Origin of the sequence: Pantoea sp. EKM10T, assembly GCF_011800685.1 — a bacterium.
GTDB classification, from domain to species: domain Bacteria; phylum Pseudomonadota; class Gammaproteobacteria; order Enterobacterales; family Enterobacteriaceae; genus Pantoea; species Pantoea agglomerans.
In genome coordinates, this window is sequence record NZ_JAALEU010000003.1 from 290,705 (window position 1) to 304,616 (window position 13,912).

The window sequence follows — 13,912 nt, forward strand, 5'->3', positions numbered from 1 at the left end:
CCTTACAGGGCAAAAAGTTGGGTGTTATGAAGCGCGCGCTGGTTTTCACCACGCGTGACCATCGCTTCGCTGACGGCCTGCATATCGTCGGCCTGATACCAGCTCAGCTGAACCGGTCGCGGGAGATAGTCAGCGGCGGGATCCTGCGGATGTGGCAGCGCGGTCAGCACCATCAGCACGTCCATGGGTGCGTACAGTTCAGTGAAATCGCCGGCGCGGCTGTTGCACGCGCTGAACCGGAAGCGGCCCTTCTCATCAACCGTGACCTTGCTGAAAAAATTGACGACCATCAGCAGATCTTCCAGGCCCAGATCCCATTTGCCCATCTCAACCAGCAGATTATCTGTGCCGTTGCGGTAGAAGCCGTTGCGCAGCTCCTGATAGCGTCCGGCTCCATACTTATCGTGCGCTTCCGCCGCGTTGAGTACGCCGCCAAACGGGTCGTGCCAGCCGCAGCTATCCGCCACAATCGCGGCCAGTACGCGTCCCATGTCGGAGTAGAAACAGTGCCCGGTGGTCAGGCGAGCCGTATGCTGGCCTTTCAGGGTATCCGGCAGATTCAGGCGTTCACTTTTCTCGTGGGGATTGAGCATCATCATGCTGACGTTCGCGCCGCCCTCGATGTCGGTCAGGCGCAGGATTTGCCCTTTGCGCAGAATCAGCGAGGTGTGACCTCCGCCAGGCAGCTGCTCTTCGCGCAGGCTCGGAGCTGAATGAAAAAGTGCGGTCATTGAGCGGTCTCCTTGAGGGGATAAATGTTGTTTTTGTTGCGGGTTGCCAGCTGCGACAGCCGCGTTTCATTAAGCGGGATGTCGTAAGTGATACGCGCGCCCCAGGCATTGGGGGCCTGAGGATCGATGCGCACTTTGTCGAAAACCAGCAGCCGGGTGCCAAGATTGAAGCCTTCGGCAAGGTCGTGAGTGACCATAAACACCGTCATGCGGGTTTCGCTCCAGAGCTGGAGCAGCAGCGCATGCATATCTTTGCGGATGCCGGGGTCCAGCGCGCCGAAGGGCTCATCCAGCAGCAGTACGCGCGGCTGCATCACAAAAGCCTGCGCAATCGCCAGCCGCTGCTGCATCCCGCCCGAAAGCTGCGCCGGATATTTATCGAGAGAATGGCCCAGCCCGACTTTCTCCAGCATCTGTTTTGCCTGCTCACGGGCATGGCGTTTTCGGGTGCCAAACAGCCGGCCAGTAAACGGTGAAGCCGGAAGTTCGAGGCCAATGGCGACGTTATCCAGCACGTTGAGATGGGGAAAAACCGAATAACGCTGAAACACCACGCCACGGCTGCGATCGGGTTCCGCGCGCAGCTGTTCGCCATCCAGTGTGATCGATCCCCGTGTCGGCTTTTCCTGACCCAGCAGCAGGCGTAAAAACGTCGACTTACCACAGCCGGACGCCCCCACCAGCGAGCAGAACTCGCCCTCTTTCACCTGCAGATTGATGCGTTCCAGCACCACGTGGTCGCCATACTCCTGCCAGATATTGTTGATATCGATAAAACTCATTCCCGGCCTCCTTCCGCCCAGGGGAAACAGGCTTTGTGCAATTGACGCAGCGCGAGATCCATCAGCCACGCCAGCAGCGTGATCCAGATGACATAGGGAATGATCACATCCATCGCCATATAGCGACGAACCAGGAAAATGCGATAGCCCAGTCCGGCGGTTGCGGAAATGGCTTCGGCGGAGATCAGAAAGAGCCATGCGGATCCCAGCAACAGGCGCAGCGAGGTGATCAGCCGCGACAAGAGCTGCGGCAGCACAACCCGCAGCACCACCGTCCAGCTGTTCGCCCCCAGAGTTTGTGCTTTGATAAACAGCTCTGCGGGGATTTCCCGCGCCCGATGTTCAAGGTCGCGCGCCAGCATCGGCGTAATCCCGATAACAATCAGCATCACTTTTGACAGCTCATCCAGCCCGAAGACGATAAACAGCATCGGCAGGAGCGCCAGCGGTGGGATCATCGACACCACGGTCATAAAGGGTGACAGCGCCGCGCGACTCATCGGGAAGACGCCCGCAGCAACACCGATGCAGAGACCAATCAGTGAAGAGATCGCCAGGCCGGTCAGCAGACGGCTTAAGCTAATCCATGTATCCGCCCACAGCAGATATTCGCCGCTGCGCTTGTCCGGCGTGAAGGCCATCCGGTCAATGGCGGCGATCATCTGTGACAGTCCGGGCAGCAGTTTATCGTGTGGGTTGGCTTCAAGACGCACCGCCGAACTGATAAACCAGACGGCGATCAGCAGCACAAAAGGTAATAGCATCAGCGTCAGGCGCATTCCCTGCCGGGGATAGCGATTGATGTGGCGCATGGCAAATACTCCTGAGATCGGTGATTACAGCTTGCCCGCAGCGGCCATCTTCAGATAGCTGTCGTCAAAGCGCAGTTTGATGTTCGCTGTATCACCGACGGTGATGTTGCCAGGGAAGCTCATGCCGATGAAGTCAGCGCTTTGTGCACCCTCGCCCAGTAATCCCTTATCAAAGGAGAACGCGGCGACGCGTTGCATGGTTTTCGCCAGATCGGGGGAAGAAACAAATGCCTGGGTTTCGGCTGGGGTCCAGAACAGGTGGGTGGTTTTCAGCTGCGCCTTGTATCCGGCGAGGTCAGTACCGGAATCGGCAGCCATCGCGCTCAGCGCCTGCGCATCTCCGGCCTGCATTTTCGCCATCATCTCAAACCAGGCCCCGGTCAGTGCCTTACCCAGCGCGGGGTTATCTTTCAGGGTCTCGGTGTTCACCACCATCATGTCAATCAGTTCGCCCGGCACGGCCGAAGAGCTGAACACCTCTGTGGTTTGCGGGGTTTTCTTGATCACTGAAAGCTGTGGATTCCAGGCAACCGCCGCCTGCACGCCGCTGGTACCAAAGGCGGAGACGATATCGGCATCGGAGGTGTTCACGACCTTAACGTCTTTTTCATGTAAACCGGCCTTCTCCAGACCGCGAACCAGCAGGTAGTGCGAAACCGACAGCGCAGGAAGATAGACAGACATCCCCTTCAGGTCGCTAAGTTTTTTATTTGCGCCTTTCAGCACCACACCGTCATTGCCATCGGAGAAGCTGCCGGTGATCAGCGCCGTGGAATCAATGCCCCCCGCCGCAGGTATGGTCAGCGCATCCATGTTGGTCATGGTGCAGCCGTCGAACTGACCCGCGGTGTACTGGTTGATCGACTCGATATAGTCATTGAGCTGGGTGATATGAATTTTGATGCCGTATTTGCTGGCCCATTTATCGATGATTTTCTCGTTGCTGATGGTGCCCCACGGCATCCAGCCCGCATAGATGGTCCAGCAGATATTGAACTCTTTTTTGACCGCGGCGAAAGATGGCGCGCTGACCAGCAGCGTCAGCGACAGAATAAGCGTCAGGAGGGGTGATTTCTTCATGGTTGACCTCTGGTTGGCACAAAAAAACGGGAGCAGCGCAAGACACCATTTGGTGCCGCTGTCTCCCGGGCTTTTGTCCCGCCGTGTAACCTCGCAGAGGTCGCCAGCTCTCGGACCAGACATTCACCTGCGTGAACCGGAACCCTAGCCAGCTATTTGCTATCAATTGTGTCGAACGCTGCTTACTGTTCAGACTTCAGCAAATGGCGTGCCAGAAATTAACTTAAGTAAAATCAGAGAAATAGAGAGAGCATAATCCAGAAGGCACCGGGATGGTGAGTCAGTAACGGGCGTTGCACATTATCAGTGCCGGGCAGGCAAGAGTTATCAGAACCCGCGCTCAGTCTCTTTTTGTACTCACATCTATGCCGGAATGCAGACCCGGACCGTGACGCCCATCACTTATCGCTATATAATCCAATGCATAACGTATTTTGAGGATAGTTAATGAAGCGCTTCTGGCAGGCATGCACACTCGGTTTACTGATACTCCTTCCGCTCTTTTCCCAGGCATCGCGCCAGATAACCGATCAGACTGGCCGCCAGGTCACGATTCCTGACCGTGTTGATCGTATTGTGGTGCTTCAGCATCAGACGCTGAACCTGCTGGTGCAGATGAACGCGACCGATAAAATCGTCGGTGTGATGGCGAACTGGAAGCAGCAGCTTGGCGACAGCTATGCCCGCCTGGCTCCCGAGCTGAACCAGAAAGCGACACTGGGGGATCTGACGCATGTTGATCCCGAAAAACTGGTGGCGCTGCATCCGCAGGTGGTGTTTGTGACCAACTATGCGCCGCATGAGATGATCGACAGCATTACCGCGCTGGGCATTCCGGTGGTGGCTATCTCACTGCGTCATGACGAGCCGGGTGAAAAGGCAAAAATGAACCCGTCTATCCGCGATGAGGAAATGGCCTATGACAAAGGATTGCGTGAAGGGATTACGCTTATCGGCGAGATCATCAATAAACCGGCAGAAGCAAAAGCGCTGATTACGGCCACCGATGAGGGCCGCAAAATCGTCAGCGATCGCCTGAAAGATGTTCCGGCGGAAAAACGCATTCGCGCCTATATGGCGAACCCGGAACTGACCACCTACGGTTCAGGGAAATATACCGGCCTGATGATGCTGCATGCGGGCGCGGTCAATGTCGCCGCAGCGACCGTAAAGGGATTTAAAACCGTGTCGATGGAGCAGGTCGTCGCCTGGGATCCACAGGTGATTTTTGTGCAGGACCGTTATCCCTCAGTCGTGAATGAAATCAATAGTTCACCACAGTGGCAGGCTATCGACGCGGTAAAAAATCATCGCGTCTGGCTGATGCCGGACTACGCCAAAGCATGGGGTTATCCAATGCCGGAAGCGATGGGGATTGGCGAATTGTGGATGGCGAAAAAACTCTATCCGCAGAAATTTCAGGATGTGGACATGAATAAGCTGGCCAATAAGTGGTATCAGCGCTTCTATCGCACCGCTTATCAGGGAACAGAGTGATGCGCGTACTGGCGGCGGGCAGCCTGAAAGCGGTCTGGCCCGCGCTGATGGCGTACTTTCCTGAGCCAGTTGAAACCCGGTTTGGCCCCGCCGGTCTGCTTCGCGAACGGATTGAAGCCGGTGAGCCCTGCGATCTCTTTGCTTCAGCCAGTGAGGAGCATCCGCAAAGATTGCTGAACGCTGGGCGAGCGCTGGCAGTCATACCGTTCACGACTAATAAACTCTGCATCACGGTTCGCAGCGATCGGCTACAGGTGGGAGACGACTGGTATCAGCTACTCACCCGCGACACACTGCGGATCGCAACCTCTACACCCACAGCCGATCCCTCTGGCGACTATGCGCAGGCCCTTTTCACCCGGATGGGCAAAGCCGGTGAAGCGGTGCGCCAGCGTGCAAAGGCACTGGTGGGTGGGCGTGACTCTGCACCCATTCCCGCAGGCAGGCTGGCGGCAGAATGGATTATCCTGGAGGATCAGGCGGATCTGTTTATCGGTTATGCCAGCTATCGGGCGGCCCTGAGTCAGATTGCCGGGCTGACAGTCGTTGATATTCCTGCGGTTTTCAATCCTGTTGCGCGCTACGCCTGTGCAGTCATTACGCCAGAGGCGCGTCGGCTGGCGGATTTTTTAGAATCGGAGCAGGCAAAAAAGGTACTGCGGGAAGCGGGGTTTGGCGGGGAGTAAATGCCTTTTCTGTCGCGGATGACTTTGCGCCCTGCCAGCATCTCGCTTTAAGGGCGCGAAACACCGCTCATTAAAGCTTAGCGAAATCCACCTTAAGCTTATGACTGATATGTTCAGCCTGCTCGGTAGCACTATCAGCCTCGCCAGTCAGGACAAAAGCGATCGCGAAGGCGAAATCAAACGCCGCGCCCAGATCCTGTCCACTCAGCAGATTGCCATCTTTCACTACCGAGGCATTAACGTAAACGCCATCGGTGACACCTTCTGATGACGTCCCAGAACTGACATAGCGACGCCCCCTTAAAAGACCCTGTGGCGCCAGCACTCTGGCCGCTGCGGAGCAGATTGGGCAGACCAGGCGGCCCGCCTCATCATGGCGGCGAATAAAATCTATCACTGCCGCATTTGCCGCCAGATTTTTGCTGCCGTCAGGACCACCCGGCACAATCACCGCATCAAATAATCGCTCCCGATTCGCCTCCAGCAGCTCATCGGCGACAACCTTCACATGATGATAACTGTTCACTTCGCGATAGGGCTGACAGGCCAGGGTTGTAACCTGAACGCCCAGGCGTGAGAGGATGTCGAGAGTGATAATAGCCTCAGCTTCTTCAAAGCCTGGGGCAAGCAGCAGAGCAACATTCTTATCCATGAAAATTCCTTTTTAATTGGTGTGGATGAAGCAGAGAGCGTTTAATCCTGGTCTGTGCAGGCGCACCCTTTACTGATCCGAATCAAGTCTGAGCAGGGTTTTTAAATGGCAGCGGGCGACACTACCGTGATGCGTCATGAAGTAAGTGCGCTTAAAACTCTTCCGGCTCGCCCGGCAGTGGCTCGGTCAGTTCCTGCCCCTTTACACCGGCATAGGTAATCACCAGTTCGGCTGGCTCATCCAGTGTGTAACCGCGATGCGCACTGTTGACCGTCTCATTGAGGGCTTCACCCGCATGGAAGGTGCGCTGTTCGCCGCTCTCTTTATCCTCAACAATCAGGGTGCCGGAAAGAATAAACGCCGCATTCGGCATTGGATGGGTATGCCAGGGCAATGACGTATGGGCAGGTAGCGAGAGCCGCATAACGGTCAGCTCAGGTTCGCCGGTGGGATAGGCCTCGAGAACGTCACCGTTCCAGGCCTGGCTGCTGCGCATTACTTCAACCGCGTTAATCCCGTTATCTTGCTTCGACATGGTTAATCCCTGTTAATAATCAATAGAATGCCAGTAGTGACCGATAATTAAGCTTAGAAGAAAACTGTGTTGATGCCCGCCTGCGTTTTAATAAGCCTGTTAACAGGAATTTTCCGCCAGCGAACAGAGGGATGAAAACCGGCCATTAGCGGACTGGCTGAATTGCTGATTAATTAATGTTCAATATTCGCGTTGTGGTTATAAGATATATTCCTCAGTCAGTACGCAACCTGTGAGTTCTGTATTATCTTTGAAGCCATCAACCACCTGAGGGATTTCTGATAATGAAAGGTCTGTTTACGGCATTACTCGCCAGTTCTGTTCTACTATTATCCGCCTGCTCAAAAGATGACGACAACAAAGTTAAAGTTGCGATTAATACCGGGCCTGATGAAGCAATCTGGCAGGTGGTAAAGCAGGTGGCGAAAGATAAATACAAGCTGGATGTCGAAGTGCTTAACTTCAATGACTATGTGCTGCCAAATGAAGCGCTGAATAACAAAGAAGTTGATGCTAACGCTTTCCAGAGCCTGCCTTATCTGGAATCACAGTCTAAAGAGCGCGGCTATAAGTTTGCGGTAGTGGGTAAAACGTTCGTCTTCCCGATTGCTGCCTATTCGCACAAAATCAAGAACATCAGTGAGCTGCAGAATGGTGCCACTATCACCATCTCTAACGAAGCCACCACGCTGGGACGCAGCCTGCTGCTGCTGCAGGCGCAGGGTTTGATTAAACTTCAACCGGATGTGGGTTATTTACCGACCTCACTGGATATCATCGAAAATCCAAAAAATCTGAAGCTGGTTGAAGTGGACACCCCACAGCTGACCCGCACCTTAGACGATCCCAACGTGACCCTGTCGATCATTAATACTAATTTCTCGGCTCAGGCTGGATTATCAGCGCACCGCGATGGCTTATTTATGGAAAGTGCCTCATCGCCTTACGTCAATGCGCTGGTATCACGTGAAGATAATAAAGACAGCGATAAAATTCAGAAGCTGAAGTCAGCGCTGCAGTCACCGGAGGTGGCGGCCAAAGCCGAAGAAGTTTACAAGGGTGATGCGATTAAAGGCTGGTGAGTTGCCCGATAATCGATCATTAACGATCAAAAAAGGCCGCACTCTGTTGCGGCCTTTTTTATATCTGCACTTTTACAGGCACATCTGCCAGCACTTATAAATCCGCGCCAGCCCGCAAGATCACAGGAACGGTTACGCAGCTGCGCCTTTTGGCTGAGCAGAGAGGTGCCCTGCCCACAGACTGGCGACCCATTTCACCCCTTTAGACGTAAAACGTGCCTGAGAGAAAGCGTGCTGATTTTCGCCCGTGCCGGTATGCAGCGTAAAGTAGCCGGCCTGCATATGGTAGTGCTGCGGCGTCAGGGTGCCTTTTGCGCGATACATGATGTTGCGCTCCAGCAGAAACTGGCGAAACTCCGGTTCTTTCACTTTCAGCATTTTGCAGAGCTGCCGAAAGCCCAGCGAGTCATCAACCTCAACGAAGTTATCAAAGAACGCCGCCTTGGGTGCCGAGAGAGCCAGCTGCTGCTCCGCCGCCTGACGCTGTTCAAACTGCTCAGCCCAGGCGCGAGCGGCTTCAGCCGGATTGGTAAAGTCAGGCAGATGGGTCGTCTTCTCGCGGTCCTGCCAGCGATCCAGCACTTCTGCAGTGAAGCCTGGCGACAGGCGTGCCACGGCCAGCAGCGAGTCACGCTTGCACAGACGGTACTCCTGACGCACTTCCCCTTCCCGCTCATACTCATTCACGCTGAGCGGCTGGGAGAGACGCTGAGCCGTCTCCAGACTTTTGATTAACCGCTTCACTTCTCCGTGTGTAATACCGGTCATCTGAGCCAGTTCACGACTGCTCATTGTGACCGATTGTTCCAGAGATTTGAGGCTTTCAGTTGAAATCATCATGGGTTCACCCCTAGCTAACGCTACCAATACCCGGCGGGCAGTCGATTAATTATACAAACACCTGTTCAAATATCCAGTATTTTATTTAAGCAATAACGTAACTGGAAGCTGTTACGCAAACAACAGGGTGTGAGGCGGTTTGGCGGGCTGAAGCGTGTGTGTTGAGTGCCTTGCAGGAGGCGTTGCGGGCTTTTGCGGCAGCATAAGCGGGTAATCCATCGCTCAGTTATTTACATATAATCACAATGATGGACACAGACTCTTTACATTACAGTATAGTGAAGGCTGTCAGCAGGTTACTGGCCTGCCGGGCTCACTATTTTGATTCGGGGTGCAGGGGCGCAATCTGGCCCGTTACCACTGGATGTCACCTTTTACTGGAGTAAGTCATGCAGCCGTTGAAAGTCGCCTTTATTAAAGCTAACTGGCACAGCGAAATCGTTTCTCAGGTTCTGACAGGATTCGAACAGGAACTGGAAAGCCGCGGTACCTCATACGAGATTAAAACATGGGATGTTCCGGGCGCTTTTGAAATGCCGCTGCTGGCGCAACGCCTGGCGCAGACCGGCAACTACGATGCGATTGTCTGTGCAGCACTGGTGGTGGATGGCGGCATCTATCGCCATGATTTCGTCGCGCAGGCTGTGGTAAGTGGTCTGATGCAGGCACAGCTGGCAACCAATGTGCCCGTCTTCTCGGTGTCACTCACGCCGCATAATTTCCAGCCATCGGCCGAGTTTATCGACTTCTATACTCAGCATTTCGTGAAAAAAGGTCAGGAAGCGGCGCGTGCCGTCTGCCAGATTCACGCCCTGGAACTCTGATACGATTGTAACGAATGCTGACAATGCGTTTGCCTGCGCTGTTAAGGAGAGAAAGTTGGAAAATACACGTCCGCCTCTACCGCCATTTACCCTGGCTGCACAGGCGATTGAAAAAGTCCGGCTGGCTGAGGATGGCTGGAACAGCCGGGATGCGGAGCGAGTCGCTCTGGCCTATTCAGCGGACAGTAAATGGCGCAATCGCGATACCTTTCTGACCGGCCGGGCAGAAATCATCGCCTTCCTGCAGCAAAAATGGCAGCGGGAGCAGCAGTATCGGCTGATTAAAGAGTTGTGGAGTTTTGACCAGAACCGGATTGCGGTGCGGTTCGCCTATGAATGGCATGACGAGCAACGGCAGTGGTATCGCTCATATGGCAACGAGAACTGGGCCTTTGATGAGCAGGGTTTAATGCAGCAGCGTTATGCCAGCATCAACGATCTGAAAATCAGTGAAGAACAGCGGCTGTTTCACTGGCCGCAGGGCCGACGCCCTGACGACCATCCTTCACTGAGCGAACTGGGCTTATAGCGCCTGCCCTTCCAGCGGAGAGCGCAGCTCTCCGCCGTCATCCACTCAGCCCTGCTCGTCCTTGTTCTCAACAAAGGTCGCTTTGTTGCGTGTGACCGTATAAGCCACTTTTTTAACATCTTCCGGTGACGTGGTCACTTCTACCGGTGCAATGGTCACCCGACCCATACCAAACAGAGTGGGGACATAGCCACCGACCTGGTGTTTTCCGGCCGGAACATGCAGCAGCATGCTTTCGCCGTTAGGTAATCTGCCGGCGTCTTTACCATCTACAGTCAGGAATACACTGGAGCCATCATCTGCGCGGGTCTTGATGTGTGAGACATCAATCTGCGTCGGGCCAGCAGCAAATTCATCTGGCGCATCGCTGGCGGCATGTTTTGCACAGCCAGTCAGTACAGCAGCAACCGTTACAACGGCGAGACTAAAACGATAACGCATTGGGCACTCTTTCTCCTGATCATCAGAACCCGCTATTTTAGCAATTTAGCGGGAGGATGTAAGGGGGATAAGAGTCGGCATGCTCTTAAAATAGGCTTAAAAGTACCGATTTCCCGGTATATTTGCGTAAAGAATATTTACTGAATAAATACACAGTATTTTTATTGCCTGATCGCAGCGCTTTTAACCTGCTGATCAGCATAAATTTAATCGGAGAATAACAACGAATAAGCGTAGCGTCACAGGCACATAGCGCCGATTTGCCTTAACTCTGCCTCTATTAATTGACTGTTATAAGGTTCATAGTGGTGGTTCATCCCCGGTTAATCCCGGCGGCCTTCCCCTCTACAGAGGGCACGATATGCATTCTTATACCACCGATACTGTTTGCGCCATAACCGGCACCCATCCCGCTAACCTGAAGAGCTGGATGAAGCAGGGATTACTGACGCCGCAGCAGTATCAGGAACGCTGGAGTGATCATCACCTCAGTGAAATCCAGACCCTGGTTGGCTTAACAGCGACTGGCGCGACGCTCGACGAAATCTGGCAAGGTCAGCAGGCTGCTTCGACGGTCACCACCTATGGCTGGGCGGCGCGCAAAGGCGACCTGCTCTGGCAACTGGAATTTGGCACACCGCTGTCGCTTTCACGCCAGATGCACACGATGTCCAGCCATTATAGCGGTGATGATTTCGTCATTAATCTGCTGCGGCCGCTGAGCGCCTGGCTTTACGCCGATCTCCGTCGGGGAGCGTCACGTCGCCTCAACCGTTTTGAGCAAACCGTGCAGCAGCAGGCGGATAAAGTCATGCGCGCCTCAGCGCGCAACGAATCTTCTATTCCTCTGTTTCTGGAAGCGGTGAGCGTACTTGATAAAACCGAAATCTGGCTTGAAGCCATTCGTCTTACTGCGATGGGCTTTAATGTCGAGGTTGACTCGCGTGCAACCGGGCTGCCAGCCGTTAAAACCGACCTTCATCAGCATCATGTGATGTGGTGTGGTGCCGGCATCAGCCAGCAGATGCAGGACTATTTTGAACAGCAGAGTCTGGATGGCCATCCGGTAATGCTCAGTGGACCTGATTGTAACCTGCAATTTGCCCAATCCAACGCCTCCAGCGCTGCCTGACAGCAGGCAGCACCTTCTTTACCCCTGTTTTTCCGCGCCAGTAAATAATTTTTTTCGTTAAGAATCTCTTAAGGTGGTTCCGTATACTGGTGCCACAACCCTGACTCATTGACGAGACTAAGATGAAAAAGACCTTACTGACCTTCAGCCTTCTCCTGTTACCACTCACTTTTACTGCTGCTCACGCGGCCTCTGGCCTGACCGGTTGTGCAGCCAAAAAGCAGGAGATTGAGACCCAGCTCTCTTTTGCCCGCCAGCACAATAATACCCATCAGGTTGCCGGCCTTGAAAAAGCGCTTAGCGAAGTAAATCAGAACTGTACCGAAAGCAGTCTGCTAAAGCAGCGTCAGGAAAAAGTGGCAGAGAAAAAGTTGAAGGTACAGGAACGCGAACAGGAACTGGCTAAAGCGAAAGCAGAAGGCCGCAGCGCCAGCAAGATCCAGAAGCGCGAAGATAAACTGGCTGACGCTCGCCAGGAACTGAAAGAAGCCGAGCAGGCTCTGCATCAGTAAAACTCATTCTGGCCAGCCACTGCGCTGGCCCGTTATTCTCCCTTCCCCAGCCCTGACCCTCTCTCCTTTCTAAATACCTGATTAGCCTGCGCTATTAACGTCCAATCCATTACTTTATGTAATCCTTTGATTACTTATTCTCATGCACTTAATTGGTGCAGTAAAGTCAACATGGTTACGATCAATTATTTAACTTTTTGAACGCCCTCAAAGATTTGAAAGATAGCGATATTTCCTGTCCTATGCAGAAATTACGCACTCCACGCGCATCTTTATTCGTCTGTAAGGGGCCAGCAATACTAATCTATTCACTTACCCTGCCCCAAAACAGGGCATTACTGCGTTGTGTCATGGCTGATGCCACATCTTATTTGTTTCAGTAGTGTTAGATTATGTCGGCGCAATGCAATGCGCTCTCCATCCACGGCTCCACACAATAAATAACTTCATTAAGAAAGGTTTTTTATGGATAAGTTATCTTATGCGTCTGAAAGCAGCACATCTGCCTGGTCCACCTATTTACAGCAAATCGACCGGGTTGCGCCCTATCTGGGCGATCTTTCACGTTGGATAGATACTTTGCGTCATCCAAAACGTGCGTTGATTGTTGATATTCCTCTCCAGATGGATGATGGCTCAATTCGCCATTTCGAAGGCTATCGCGTTCAGCACAACCTTTCGCGCGGCCCAGGAAAAGGCGGTATTCGCTACCATCCGGATGTCGACCTTAATGAAGTGATGGCGCTCTCCGCATGGATGACCATCAAATGCGCGGCGGTTAACCTGCCTTATGGCGGCGCTAAGGGCGGCATCCGCGTTGATCCGTTCAAACTGTCCGACGGTGAACTTGAGCGACTGACCCGCCGTTACACCAGCGAGATCGGCATCATCATCGGCCCGCAAAAAGATATTCCTGCGCCAGACGTCGGGACCAACAGCAAAGTGATGGCGTGGATGATGGATACCTACTCCATGAACCACGGCACAACGATTACCGGCGTTGTCACGGGCAAACCGATTCATCTGGGCGGTTCACTGGGGCGTGAAAAAGCCACCGGTCGCGGCGTCTTTATTACGGGACGCGAAGTGGCACGCCGTGCAGGTATTGAAATTGAAGGCGCACGCGTTGCGGTCCAGGGCTTCGGTAACGTCGGCAGCGAAGCGGCACGTCTGTTTGATGAGGCGGGTGCTCGTGTGGTAGTGATTCAGGATCACACCGCGACGCTGTTTAATGCTGATGGCATCAATATGGCTGCCCTGACCGAATGGCAGATCGCCAATAAGCAGATTGCCGGTTTCCCTGGTGCGCAGAGCATTGATAAAGAGGCGTTCTGGACCACAGGGATGGATATTCTGATCCCGGCGGCGCTGGAAGGTCAGATTACCCGCGAGCGTGCTGAAGTCCTGAGCTGCAAAATCGTGCTGGAAGGCGCAAACGGCCCGACCTATCCGGATGCCGATGACATGCTGGCCACCCGCGGCATTATCGTGGTGCCGGACGTGGTCTGTAATGCCGGTGGCGTGACCGTCAGCTACTTCGAGTGGGTTCAGGACATGGCCAGCTTCTTCTGGAGCGAAGATGAGATCAATCGTCGCTCAGACAAGATCATGACGGAAGCGATGGTACACGTCTGGGAAAAGTCGAAGGAGAAAGATTGCTCGCTGCGTACCGCGGCCTATATCGTGGCCTGTGAGCGTATTCTGATGGCGCGTAAAGATCGCGGTATCTACCCGGGTTAATGCCTGTGGCGCTGTTGCCTGCAGCAGCGCCCTTTTC

Annotated in this window: 16 protein-coding genes and 1 riboswitch; of the genes, 8 read left to right on the top strand and 8 right to left on the bottom strand. The window is 53.9% G+C overall.

The window, feature by feature from the left end; translation table 11 throughout:
- Positions 1 to 2 precede the first annotated feature (2 nt).
- Genes HFD95_RS07825 through HFD95_RS07840 form a run of 4 tightly spaced genes read right to left on the bottom strand, consistent with a single transcriptional unit; the run spans position 3 to position 3,405 of the window.
- Positions 3 to 731: an urea amidolyase associated protein UAAP1 gene (locus HFD95_RS07825; protein ID WP_167430064.1), complete on the bottom strand. Its 729-nt coding sequence runs from the start codon at positions 729 to 731 to the stop codon at positions 3 to 5.
- Positions 728 to 1,513 carry an ABC transporter ATP-binding protein gene (locus tag HFD95_RS07830; protein ID WP_167430065.1) on the bottom strand — a complete coding sequence of 262 codons (786 nt, stop codon included), beginning with the start codon at positions 1,511 to 1,513 and terminating at the stop codon, positions 728 to 730. The genes HFD95_RS07825 and HFD95_RS07830 overlap by 4 nt, the downstream gene beginning before the upstream one ends.
- Positions 1,510 to 2,325: an ABC transporter permease gene (locus HFD95_RS07835; RefSeq protein WP_010247123.1), complete on the bottom strand. Its 816-nt coding sequence runs from the start codon at positions 2,323 to 2,325 to the stop codon at positions 1,510 to 1,512. The genes HFD95_RS07830 and HFD95_RS07835 overlap by 4 nt, the downstream gene beginning before the upstream one ends.
- A 24-nt stretch (positions 2,326 to 2,349) precedes the next feature.
- Entirely contained in the window at positions 2,350 to 3,405 is a 1,056-nt protein-coding gene (locus HFD95_RS07840) for a putative urea ABC transporter substrate-binding protein (RefSeq protein WP_167430066.1), read from the bottom strand.
- A 60-nt stretch (positions 3,406 to 3,465) separates the two neighbouring features.
- Positions 3,466 to 3,564: riboswitch (guanidine-I (ykkC/yxkD leader) on the bottom strand.
- Positions 3,565 to 3,852: 288 nt separating this feature from the next.
- On the opposite strand from HFD95_RS07840, the gene HFD95_RS07845 reads away from it, so the two are divergent.
- Positions 3,853 to 4,902 carry an ABC transporter substrate-binding protein gene (locus HFD95_RS07845; protein ID WP_167430067.1) on the top strand — a complete coding sequence of 350 codons (1,050 nt, stop codon included), beginning with the start codon at positions 3,853 to 3,855 and terminating at the stop codon, positions 4,900 to 4,902.
- Complete coding sequence (locus HFD95_RS07850) at positions 4,902 to 5,588, top strand: molybdate ABC transporter substrate-binding protein (RefSeq protein WP_167430068.1); 687 nt, start codon at positions 4,902 to 4,904, stop codon at positions 5,586 to 5,588. Before HFD95_RS07845 ends, HFD95_RS07850 begins: the two co-directional genes overlap by 1 nt.
- Positions 5,589 to 5,658: 70 nt before the next feature.
- On the opposite strand, the gene HFD95_RS07855 is transcribed toward HFD95_RS07850, so the two are convergent.
- Entirely contained in the window at positions 5,659 to 6,240 is a 582-nt protein-coding gene (locus HFD95_RS07855; protein WP_167430069.1) for a DJ-1/PfpI family protein, read from the bottom strand.
- Positions 6,241 to 6,391: 151 nt separating this feature from the next.
- The gene (locus HFD95_RS07860) at positions 6,392 to 6,775 is read right to left on the bottom strand and encodes a cupin domain-containing protein (protein ID WP_010247112.1); all 384 of its coding nucleotides are present in this window, start codon (positions 6,773 to 6,775) and stop codon (positions 6,392 to 6,394) included.
- 284 nt (positions 6,776 to 7,059) lie between these two features.
- Here HFD95_RS07860 and HFD95_RS07865 point away from each other — a divergent pair, with 284 nt between their 5' ends.
- Positions 7,060 to 7,857, top strand: a complete 798-nt coding sequence (locus tag HFD95_RS07865) for a MetQ/NlpA family ABC transporter substrate-binding protein (protein WP_167430070.1) — start codon at positions 7,060 to 7,062, stop codon at positions 7,855 to 7,857.
- Positions 7,858 to 7,989: 132 nt separating this feature from the next.
- Here the strand turns inward: HFD95_RS07865 and HFD95_RS07870 are convergent, their stop codons facing one another.
- On the bottom strand, positions 7,990 to 8,697 hold the full coding sequence (locus HFD95_RS07870; protein WP_010247108.1) for a phage antirepressor KilAC domain-containing protein: 708 nt from the start codon (positions 8,695 to 8,697) through the stop codon (positions 7,990 to 7,992).
- Positions 8,698 to 9,086: 389 nt separating this feature from the next.
- Here HFD95_RS07870 and HFD95_RS07875 point away from each other — a divergent pair, with 389 nt between their 5' ends.
- Both HFD95_RS07875 and HFD95_RS07880 read left to right on the top strand, forming a co-directional pair.
- Positions 9,087 to 9,521 carry a 6,7-dimethyl-8-ribityllumazine synthase gene (locus HFD95_RS07875; protein ID WP_010247107.1) on the top strand — a complete coding sequence of 145 codons (435 nt, stop codon included), beginning with the start codon at positions 9,087 to 9,089 and terminating at the stop codon, positions 9,519 to 9,521.
- A 55-nt stretch (positions 9,522 to 9,576) separates the two neighbouring features.
- The gene (locus tag HFD95_RS07880) at positions 9,577 to 10,050 is read left to right on the top strand and encodes a nuclear transport factor 2 family protein (protein WP_010247104.1); all 474 of its coding nucleotides are present in this window, start codon (positions 9,577 to 9,579) and stop codon (positions 10,048 to 10,050) included.
- Between the two features lie 45 nt (positions 10,051 to 10,095).
- Here HFD95_RS07880 and HFD95_RS07885 read toward each other — a convergent pair whose 3' ends face one another.
- Positions 10,096 to 10,491, bottom strand: a complete 396-nt coding sequence (locus tag HFD95_RS07885; protein ID WP_010247102.1) for a hypothetical protein — start codon at positions 10,489 to 10,491, stop codon at positions 10,096 to 10,098.
- A 361-nt stretch (positions 10,492 to 10,852) separates the two neighbouring features.
- On the opposite strand from HFD95_RS07885, the gene HFD95_RS07890 reads away from it, so the two are divergent.
- The 3 genes from HFD95_RS07890 (at position 10,853) to HFD95_RS07900 (ending at position 13,875) form a co-directional block, all read left to right on the top strand.
- Positions 10,853 to 11,623 carry a MerR family transcriptional regulator gene (locus HFD95_RS07890; RefSeq protein ID WP_022624330.1) on the top strand — a complete coding sequence of 257 codons (771 nt, stop codon included), beginning with the start codon at positions 10,853 to 10,855 and terminating at the stop codon, positions 11,621 to 11,623.
- 122 nt (positions 11,624 to 11,745) lie between these two features.
- Positions 11,746 to 12,135 (top strand): DUF1090 domain-containing protein, encoded by a 390-nt coding sequence (locus HFD95_RS07895; protein ID WP_010247098.1) that lies wholly within the window; start codon positions 11,746 to 11,748, stop codon positions 12,133 to 12,135.
- A 465-nt stretch (positions 12,136 to 12,600) separates the two neighbouring features.
- Positions 12,601 to 13,875: a Glu/Leu/Phe/Val dehydrogenase gene (locus HFD95_RS07900; RefSeq protein ID WP_010247095.1), complete on the top strand. Its 1,275-nt coding sequence runs from the start codon at positions 12,601 to 12,603 to the stop codon at positions 13,873 to 13,875.
- Positions 13,876 to 13,912: the final 37 nt, after the last annotated feature.